The organism is Ligilactobacillus equi DSM 15833 = JCM 10991, assembly GCF_001435735.1.
In the GTDB taxonomy this organism is placed as follows: Bacteria; Bacillota; Bacilli; order Lactobacillales; family Lactobacillaceae; genus Ligilactobacillus; species Ligilactobacillus equi.
This window is the reverse complement of record NZ_AZFH01000110.1, coordinates 1-8910: the sequence shown is the minus strand read 5'-3', so window position 1 is coordinate 8910 and position 8910 is coordinate 1. Positions and strand designations below refer to the sequence as shown.

At 40.7% G+C, this 8910-nt stretch carries 11 protein-coding genes and 1 tRNA gene; 1 reads left to right on the top strand and 11 read right to left on the bottom strand.

Annotated elements, in window-relative coordinates; genetic code table 11:
* Positions 1-37 precede the first annotated feature (37 nt).
* Positions 38-571 carry a metallophosphoesterase gene (locus FC36_RS07195; RefSeq protein WP_056986806.1) on the bottom strand — a complete coding sequence of 178 codons (534 nt, stop codon included), beginning with the start codon at positions 569-571 and terminating at the stop codon, positions 38-40.
* Position 572: 1 nt separating this feature from the next.
* On the bottom strand, positions 573-1166 hold the full coding sequence (locus FC36_RS07190; RefSeq protein ID WP_025021453.1) for an XTP/dITP diphosphatase: 594 nt from the start codon (positions 1164-1166) through the stop codon (positions 573-575).
* A gap of 161 nt (positions 1167-1327) precedes the next feature.
* Between FC36_RS07190 and FC36_RS07185 the strand changes: the two genes are divergently transcribed.
* A complete protein-coding gene (locus tag FC36_RS07185; RefSeq protein ID WP_025021452.1) occupies positions 1328-1864 on the top strand; it encodes a YslB family protein in 537 nt (178 codons plus the stop codon).
* 38 nt (positions 1865-1902) lie between these two features.
* Here the strand turns inward: FC36_RS07185 and FC36_RS07180 are convergent, their stop codons facing one another.
* From FC36_RS07180 to FC36_RS07140, 9 genes are all read right to left on the bottom strand, one after another.
* Entirely contained in the window at positions 1903-2322 is a 420-nt protein-coding gene (locus tag FC36_RS07180; RefSeq protein WP_023858723.1) for a F0F1 ATP synthase subunit epsilon, read from the bottom strand.
* 13 nt (positions 2323-2335) lie between these two features.
* Positions 2336-3739, bottom strand: coding sequence for a F0F1 ATP synthase subunit beta (gene atpD, locus FC36_RS07175; RefSeq protein ID WP_023858722.1), 1404 nt, complete (start codon positions 3737-3739; stop codon positions 2336-2338).
* A 21-nt stretch (positions 3740-3760) separates the two neighbouring features.
* Positions 3761-4693 (bottom strand): F0F1 ATP synthase subunit gamma, encoded by a 933-nt coding sequence (locus tag FC36_RS07170; RefSeq protein ID WP_025021451.1) that lies wholly within the window; start codon positions 4691-4693, stop codon positions 3761-3763.
* Between the two features lie 19 nt (positions 4694-4712).
* On the bottom strand, positions 4713-6224 hold the full coding sequence (gene atpA / locus FC36_RS07165; RefSeq protein ID WP_023858720.1) for a F0F1 ATP synthase subunit alpha: 1512 nt from the start codon (positions 6222-6224) through the stop codon (positions 4713-4715).
* Positions 6225-6239: 15 nt separating this feature from the next.
* Positions 6240-6782, bottom strand: a complete 543-nt coding sequence (gene atpH, locus FC36_RS07160; RefSeq protein WP_023858719.1) for an ATP synthase F1 subunit delta — start codon at positions 6780-6782, stop codon at positions 6240-6242.
* On the bottom strand, positions 6769-7302 hold the full coding sequence (gene atpF / locus FC36_RS07155) for a F0F1 ATP synthase subunit B (protein WP_025021450.1): 534 nt from the start codon (positions 7300-7302) through the stop codon (positions 6769-6771). Before atpF ends, atpH begins: the two co-directional genes overlap by 14 nt.
* Positions 7303-7348: 46 nt before the next feature.
* Entirely contained in the window at positions 7349-7570 is a 222-nt protein-coding gene (gene atpE / locus FC36_RS07150; RefSeq protein WP_023858717.1) for a F0F1 ATP synthase subunit C, read from the bottom strand.
* 18 nt (positions 7571-7588) lie between these two features.
* Positions 7589-8305 (bottom strand): F0F1 ATP synthase subunit A, encoded by a 717-nt coding sequence (gene atpB / locus FC36_RS07145; RefSeq protein WP_025021449.1) that lies wholly within the window; start codon positions 8303-8305, stop codon positions 7589-7591.
* A 470-nt stretch (positions 8306-8775) separates the two neighbouring features.
* Positions 8776-8846: transfer RNA gene (locus tag FC36_RS07140), tRNA-Cys, on the bottom strand.
* Positions 8847-8910 lie beyond the last annotated feature (64 nt).

Here is an 8910-nt window from a genome sequence, read left to right as displayed (position 1 = left end):
GTCTTTATGCGAAAAATGCTTCGATGAAGTGTTCAATTTATTTATTGCAATCTGCCTTTAAAAAATGTGCCTGCAACTTAGCCACTGGTGCAAAATCGCGCGTGTGGTAAGTCACATCAATCGCTTGGTCACTGGTATCCACAATTGCATAGGTACCCTGTAAGCTAGCATAAGCTCCTCGTGGATAAGAAATGCTCCCTGGATTGAGGTAAATCACCCCATTAAGCTTTTGCACACCTAATTGATGAGTATGCCCAAAAAAGACCAGGTTGGCTCCTTTTTCATGGGCTAACTCTTCCAAATGATTTAACCCAAAGTTTACCTGATAAAGATGACCATGGGTCATTAAAATCCGATCGTCTCCGTGACGATATTCTACAACTTTGTCATACCCCGGATCATAGTCACAGTTACCTGTAACCACAGCGAAATCTTGCCATAATTCATCATCGCTCGCTAACTCTGAATCTCCACAATAAAACATGGCATCAACTTTTCCTCGATAATAATCGCGCAATTTCACTAAAATATCACGATCATAGTGACAATCACTGACAACTAAATAACGCATCTTAATCCCACCAATCTGCTAGCTGTGTCATTAATTTCCGCAAAGCTATGCCCCGATGGCTAACTTCATTTTTTTCATCCTGACTTAACTCTGCGAAAGTCTTACCTAATTCAGGATAGAAGAATAAAGGGTCATAACCAAAACCGGCTTTCCCACGTTTGGCATGTAAGATTTTCCCATAAGCATCCCCTTCTACGACCAAAGGGTCTTTGATAGGACTCGTCACAACCACAGAACAATGGAAATGAGCTGTTCTTTTATCATCGGCCACTTCTGCTAAGTTAGCTAAGAGTTTTTCATTATTCTTATCATCATCGTGGTCACCAGCATAACGCGCTGAGTAAATTCCTGGTTCACCATTTAAGGCATCGACCACTAAGCCTGAGTCATCTGCTAAAACTGGCATTTGCAGAAAATCTGATAAAGTTTGGGCCTTCTTTAAGGCATTTTCCGTAAAGGTCTGCCCATCTTCCACAATTTCTGGCGCATCTTTTACATCGGCCAAAGTCTTAACCTTAATCCCTAAAGGAGCAAACATAGCCGCGTATTCACGAGCTTTGCCTTGATTTTTTGTGGCAATTACGATTTCTTTCATTCTGTCACCCATCCTCTTTTGCTTTTGCCCCTATTATAGCAATTTTTTCTTAAAAAGAAACTACCCAACACTGAGAAAAATCTCTCCTAAAAAGTTTTTCCTTTTTGAAATTATCAGGGTATAATGAATAGTGAGACTAATTACGGAGGATAAAAACTGTAATGAAGGAAAACTTCTACCAAATTGCCATTAAAAACGGCCAACTACCAAATCTACTACTGCGTGACGCACTTCTGCCAGAAATTCTCGGAAATGATAACCAAATTTTATATTGGGCAGGTAAGGCGCTCGCTCGAAAATTTCCTTTGTTTAACTTTGCTGATATTCCAACTTTCTTCGCCCAAGCCGGTTGGGGAGATTTACGCTTATATAAAGCTAACAAAAATCGCAAAATCTATCAGTTAAGTGGTGCAAATGTTAAAACACGTTTGGAAGAAAATAAAGAAGCTGAGTTTTTACTAGAAGCCGGTTTTTTAAGCGAAAGTATCCAAACCATCGAAGGCTACATAACCGAAACGGAAATTTCTGAAGTTAACCTTAAAAAGCATGTGGTCACTTTAAGTGTCCAAAGTGATCATAGTGAAATCCTAGACTTTGAACTTGACAGTCAACCAAACTTTCTTGAACTCATCCCAGAACACAACATTGCCTCTTCAGAGCTTAAAACAACAGGTACAGCTACCGTAGAAAATGAATAGCACCAAAAAGTCGCAAGTCAAAAACTTGCGACTTTTTCTTATTTACCGGCGATTTTAATCCGGTTGATGGCTCTCTTAAGAGAAACTTCAGCCCGGTGTAATTCGTCAATATTGTGACCTTCTTTAGCCTCGGCAATCCGGCGTTCTGCACGCTCTTTGGCACGTTGCGCCCGGTTAGCGTCGATATTTTCCCGACGTTCTGCTGCAGAAGCCACAATTGATAAAGTGTTGTGAGAAAATTCCATGAAACCACCACTCACAGCAATTTCATCATAAGCATCTTCTCCGACCTTTACCCGTACCTCGTCAATCGCTAAAGCAGCGAGTGTTGGCACGTGATTAGGCATAATCCCGATTTCACCAAGGGTTGTTTTGCAAACGACCATAGTGGTTTGGTTTTGATAAACCGAACCATCTGGTGTAACCACATCAACCGTTAATACAGGCTTTTCATCCATGGGAAAAACCTCCTTAGTTGTTGGCTAATTTTTTGGCTTTTTCAACAACATCTTCGATTGGACCAACCAAACGGAAGGCTTCTTCAGGAAGATCATCGTATTTACCATCAAGAATTTCTTTGAAGCCACGTACGGTTTCACTAACCGGAACATATGAACCTGGAAGACCTGTAAATTGTTCCGCCACGTTAAAGCTTTGTGACAAGAAGAACTGAATCCGACGCGCACGGGCAACAACCACTTTTTCTTCGTCAGACAATTCGTCCATCCCTAAGATTGAAATAATATCTTGTAATTCACGGTAACGTTGTAAAACGTGTTGAACTTCAGTCGCCACTTGGTAGTGTTCTTCACCTACAATTTCTGGAGAAAGCGCTGATGAAGAAGATGCCAATGGGTCAACGGCTGGGTAAATACCTTGTTGGGTCAAAGAACGTTCCAAGTTAGTTGTGGCATCCAAGTGAGCGAATGTTGTTGCTGGCGCAGGGTCAGTGTAGTCATCGGCAGGCACGTAAACAGCTTGAATAGATGTAACTGACCCCTTCTTAGTTGAAGTAATCCGTTCTTGTAATTGACCCATTTCAGTGGCCAAAGTTGGTTGGTAACCAACGGCAGAAGGAATCCGCCCCAAGAGGGCAGAAACTTCAGAACCAGCTTGAGTGAACCGGAAAATGTTATCAATAAACAAGAGCACATCTTGACCATCAACATCACGGAAGTATTCCGCAATTGTCAAACCAGTCAAAGCAACCCGCATCCGAGCTCCAGGTGGCTCGTTCATTTGACCAAAGACCATGGCTGTTTTTTCCAAAACACCAGATTCTTTCATTTCGTAGTAAAGGTCATTCCCTTCACGTGTCCGTTCACCAACACCAGTAAACACAGAAATACCATTGTGTTCTTGTGCAATGTTGTGAATTAATTCTTGGATTAAGACGGTCTTACCAACACCGGCACCCCCGAATAACCCAATCTTACCACCTTTAATGTATGGGGCAAGTAAGTCAATAACTTTAATCCCTGTTTCAAGGATTTCTGTACTTGTGTTCAATTCATCATAATCTGGTGCATCTCTATGGATAGGGTTACGCTTGTGATCAGCGGAGAATTCTTCCCCATTATCAATAACTTCACCTAAGACGTTAAATACCCGACCCAATGTATCTTCACCAACAGGAACAGAAATTGGGGCACCAGTATCTTCTACTTCGGCACCACGTTGAAGTCCATCAGTGGAATCCATGGCGATGGTCCGCATAACACCATCTCCCAATTCCAAAGTAACTTCAATCACCAATGATGTTCCATCAGCACGCTTTACACGTAAAGCATTATTAATTTCTGGTAATGATTCATCGACAGGGAATTGAACGTCAACAACAGGTCCGATAACTTGAACTACTTTACCAAGACTCATTAGTTAAATTCCTCCTGTTTATTAATTTAAGGCTGCTTGAGCACCCGTAATTTCGGTAATTTCCGTGGTAATTGCACTTTGACGTGCACGGTTATACTGGAGCTCAAGTGTAGAAATCAATTCGTCAGCGTTATCTGTAGCTGACTTCATTGATGTTGAACTTGAAGCATGTTCAGCTGTTTTAGCATCTAAAATTGCTCCATAAACCAAACTTTCGGCGTATTGAGGAAGAATAACTTCCAAAATTGCGTCTTGAGAAGGTTCCGTTTCATAATCAGCAGAAATTCCTTGTGCATCAGGTTCGTTGAAATCATCGTCCCCCATATTTTCCGCAGAAATTGGGAGCATTTTTTCCGCTCGAAACGCTGATGTTAAAGTGTTAACGAAGTGGTTATAGCAGACATAAAGTTCATCATACATGCCACTGTTGTACATCGTAACAATCGAGTTAACAATTGGACGTACTTCTCTGAAGGTAGGAATGTCACCTACCCCACGATATTCGTAACCAACTTCGAAGCCACGTTTTTTAAAGAAGTCAGCTCCGGTACCACCGATAGCTAAAATCACAACACCATCTTTACCCTTTGGTACCTTATTAATCAAGTCCAAAGTTTGCTTGATAACATTAGAATTATAGCTACCAACTAATCCCCGGTCTGACGTAATCACAACAATCCCAATCTTTTCAACGGGACGTTGTTTTAGCATTCCTAGTGTGCTTACTTGACCATCTGTGACAGTACCACCTGCAGCCACACCATTTAAAAGGTGAGACTTAGCTAAGTGCGTAATCACACTCCGAATTTTTGAAGCATAAGTTTGATATGAAGCCGTGTGCTTTTGGATTTGGCTTAACTTGGCCGTTGATACCATTTGCATGGCCCGCGTAATTTGTTGGGTCCGCTTCGTTGAATCAATCCGACGCTTAACTTCCTTTAAGGACGCTGGCATACATCTTCACCGTCCCTTCTTAGTTAGCTGAACCTTGGAATGATTGTGCAAAGTCCTTAATTGCAGCATCCATCTTATCAGTGTCAGGTAATTGACCACTTTCACGGATAGTAGCAAATAAGTCCGCGTGATTACTTTCAAAGAAATCAAATAATTGATCTTGGAATGGTAAGATATCCTCTAAAGCAACAGCATCCAAGAAGCCGTGAGTCAAGGCATATAAAATTACAACTTGTTTTTCAACAGCTAATGGCTTGTGCAATGGTTGCTTCAAGACTTCCACCGTCCGACGACCACGGTTCAACTTGGCTTGGGTTGCTTCATCTAAATCAGAACCAAATTGCGCAAAGGATTCTAATTCACGGAAGGAAGCAAGGTCCAGACGTAAAGTCCCGGCAACCTTCTTCATAGCCTTGATTTGGGCAGAACCCCCAACCCGAGAAACAGATGTCCCGGCATCAATAGCTGGACGAACTCCGGCATAGAAGTTGTCAGAATTCAAGAAGATTTGACCGTCAGTAATAGAAATTACGTTAGTTGGAATGTAGGCGGAGACGTCCCCGGCCTTAGTTTCGATAAATGGTAAGGCCGTCATTGAACCGCCACCTAATTCATCACTTAACTTAGCAGCCCGTTCCAATAAACGTGAGTGCAAGTAGAAAACATCCCCAGGGTAAGCTTCACGACCAGGTGGACGACGTAAAATCAAAGATAATTCACGGTAAGCATCTGCTTGCTTGGATAAATCATCATAAATGATTAATACATGCTTGCCATTAAACATGAATTCTTCACCCATTGCTGCCCCAGCATATGGAGCTAGGTAAAGCATTGGGGCTGGTGATGAAGGACCAGCAGAAACGACAATCGTGTAGTCCAAAGCACCTAAACGGCGTAAAGTTTCTACTTGCGTCCGGACAGTTGATTCTTTTTGACCAATCGCAACATAGATACAAATCATGTTTTGGCCTTTTTGGTTCAAAATAGTATCAATGGCCAAAGATGTTTTACCAGTCTTCCGGTCACCAATAATCAATTCCCGTTGCCCACGTCCAATTGGCACTAAAGCATCGATGGCTTTAATCCCTGTTTGGAGTGGTTCTTCAACAGACTTACGTTCCATAACACCAGGAGCTTTACGTTCAATTGGTCGTGTTTTCGTTGTCTTAATTTCACCTAAACCGTCAATTGGTTGACCTAAAGGATTAACAACCCGACCAATCATTTCTTCCCCAACAGGAACTTCCATAATACGGCCAGTCCGCTTAACCGTATCACCTTCACGAATGCCTTTATAAGCACCTAAAATAACAATCCCGACATCACCGGTTTCAAGGTTTTGGGCCATCCCGTAAGTCCCGTTAGAGAACTCTACTAATTCACCGGCTAAGGCATTGTCTAAACCGTTGGCGCGGGCAATCCCATCCCCAACATAAGTTACAGTCCCTACCTCAGCAACATCAAGGTCGCTTGTGTAGTCGGCCAATTGTTGTTTAATTAAGGCACTGATTTCTTCAGCCTTAATGCTCATAAAAGTCTCACCTCTTTATTTTAGTAATAAGCGTTTAACGCGTTCAATTCTTGTTTTGATAGAGCCATCGTAGATGTAGTCGCTTGATTGTAAAATCACACCACCCACGATACTTTCATCAATGACTGGAGTCAAAATTACTTCTTTGGCCCCGACAACTTGAGCAAATTTATCTGCTAGACGTTGTTTTTGAGTGGCATCGAGTTCAATTGCCGTTGTAACAATTGCCCGCACAATTTTTTGGTCTTGGTCATATAGCTTCTTAAATTCTGCCACAACTTCACCTAATTGTGTGATTCGGCCCGCATCAAACAACATTTTGATCAGATTTTGACTGAGCTCATTTGCTCCGGCAATCAACTGGTTCACTAAATCTTGTTTGACACTTAACTTAATAGCAGGGCTCTCCATAAAAGTTACAAAATCGGCTTGACTCGAAATACCATCTGCAAGTTGAGTTAAGTCGTCATTAACTTGGACTAAGATGTCTCTTTGCTTAGCAAGTTCAAAGACCGCTCGGCTGTAACGACGCACAACCGTTAAATTATTTGTTGCCATCTTGCTTCCCCAACCCTTCAATGTAAGCATCTACTAATTGTTTATGATCAGCAGCACTTAGTTCTTTTTGGATAATCTTAGAAGCAATCGCAACAGATAACTCAGCCACGTCATTTTTCACCCCATCTAAGGCTTCTTGACGCTCTTGTTGAATATCTTTTTGTGCATTGTCTTTTAAAGTCTTCACTTCTACATGTGCAGCTTCGACAATTTTAGCACTTTGTTGCTTACCATTTTCTTTAGCGCGGTCGATAATTTGTGATGCTTCTGTTCGTGAATCCTTTAAAGCAGCTTCACGTTGAGCAGCTAATTCGGTCGCTTTTTGCCGGGCATCTTCGGCAGCGTCTAAATCGTCAGCAATCTTTGTAGCCCGCTTATCCATCATATCTGTAACTGGACCCCAGGCAAACTTTTTGATTAAAGCCAATAAAATTAGGAACATTACGAGGTAAAAGATAAAATCACCCCAGGCAATGCCTGATTCGGCTTCCGCTGCACCTAATAAAAATGCTACGTTCATTTAGCGACACCTCCTTTAACACAATAATTCATTTGTATTGTTACGATTATGCTGCGTATAACATAAAGGCAATAACGACCGAAATGATAGGCATGGCTTCAACCAAACCAACCCCGATAAACATGTTTGTCCGTAATTGACCTGATAGTTCTGGTTGACGTGCCATACTTTCAAGTAATTTAGAAATTAAAATACCGTTACCGATACCACCACCAATAGCGGCACCCATTGCAGCTAAACCTGCACCAATTAATGTTAATGAACCCATTTAAGAATCCTCCTCAAATTAATCTTCTTTTTCGACTTTTTGTGAAATATAAACCATTGTTAAAATAGTGAAAACAAAGGCTTGAATACTACCGATAAATACTGAGAAACCTTGCCAGAGAAGCTCAAGAATTGCAGATGGAATAAAGACTAAAATTCCATGTGATAAAGCTAACTTTCCAACTAGTGTCAGCAATACTTCACCAGCAAAAATGTTACCGTATAACCGTAACCCTAAGGTAATGATGTTTGTAAACTGTTCCAATAAGTTAATTGGAAGTAATGCAGGGAATGGACTTGTAAAGGTATTCTTCAGATAACCCATAAAGCCAAACTTCTTAACCCCCATGTAATGAGCTAACAAGTTCACCATAAACGCTAACGTTAAAGCAGTCATTGGGACAGCTGTCGCACTCTTAAAGTAAACCACATCACCAACTTTCACTTGGAACATTAACCCAGCTTGGTTAGCAACAAAGATAAAGACAAAGAGCGTAAAAGCTAATAAATTGTAACTTCGTCCTTCAGCATTCGGCATGATACTTTTCACAATACCATTGGTAAAATCAATCAACCATTCTAGCATATTCTGTTTACCAGTTGGTTTCATTTGTAAGTTGCGGGAAAACCAAAATAACAACAGGAAAACAACTAATGCGACAACCGCACCAGAAATTACGTTAGTAAGGTTAAAAGGAATGCCCAAAAGTGTGACGATTCTACTTTCTTCACTCACCGGGGTCTCACCTCTTTTCGTAATTATTTAAAATGGCTAAATATCAACCAATAAGACAAACATACCCAAGTTAAATCTTGAATACAATAGCAATAATACCACCATTTTAAAGAAAATACAAAGCAATAATGGAGATTTTACTACATTGTTTCATAAATGTAGCTCGACTTTTTATAAATTTTTTTCATAGCATCTGCACTAATTTTCCGTAATGCACTTTTGGCACTTAAAGTCACATTTTCAGATTTTTTACCCCATATAAAGATTATTTGTTATTACTAAAAAATTGTCTAACACCTTGAGAAAATAACAAATAATCGTCAAATATATAAAATTTTATGCTTATTGAACTGTAGTTAACTGAACTAAGAGTCTACTTTCACCTATTAATTACAAGGCGTGACGGGCGAGAAAAATTTGAAAATTTTTGTACAAAAAAAGCACCCATATGGGTGCTTTTCATATCTATAAGGCGGTAACCGGATTTGAACCGGTGATAAAGGTTTTGCAGACCTCTGCCTTACCACTTGGCTATACCGCCATACAAATTAACTGGGGTAGCTGGATTCGAACCAGCGCATGACGGTACCAAAAACCGTTGCCTT

Coding starts and splice junctions, on each gene's coding strand:
- atpD (WP_023858722.1), bottom strand. CDS start 3,739: ATGAGTCTTGGTAAAGTAGTTCAAGTTATCGGACCTGTTGTTGACGTT.
- FC36_RS07185 (WP_025021452.1), top strand. CDS start 1,328: ATGAAGGAAAACTTCTACCAAATTGCCATTAAAAACGGCCAACTACCA.
- FC36_RS07180 (WP_023858723.1), bottom strand. CDS start 2,322: ATGGATGAAAAGCCTGTATTAACGGTTGATGTGGTTACACCAGATGGT.
- FC36_RS07195 (WP_056986806.1), bottom strand. CDS start 571: ATGCGTTATTTAGTTGTCAGTGATTGTCACTATGATCGTGATATTTTA.
- atpH (WP_023858719.1), bottom strand. CDS start 6,782: ATGGCAACAAATAATTTAACGGTTGTGCGTCGTTACAGCCGAGCGGTC.
- atpA (WP_023858720.1), bottom strand. CDS start 6,224: ATGAGCATTAAGGCTGAAGAAATCAGTGCCTTAATTAAACAACAATTG.
- atpF (WP_025021450.1), bottom strand. CDS start 7,302: ATGAACGTAGCATTTTTATTAGGTGCAGCGGAAGCCGAATCAGGCATT.
- atpE (WP_023858717.1), bottom strand. CDS start 7,570: ATGGGTTCATTAACATTAATTGGTGCAGGTTTAGCTGCAATGGGTGCC.
- FC36_RS07190 (WP_025021453.1), bottom strand. CDS start 1,166: ATGAAAGAAATCGTAATTGCCACAAAAAATCAAGGCAAAGCTCGTGAA.
- FC36_RS07170 (WP_025021451.1), bottom strand. CDS start 4,693: ATGCCAGCGTCCTTAAAGGAAGTTAAGCGTCGGATTGATTCAACGAAG.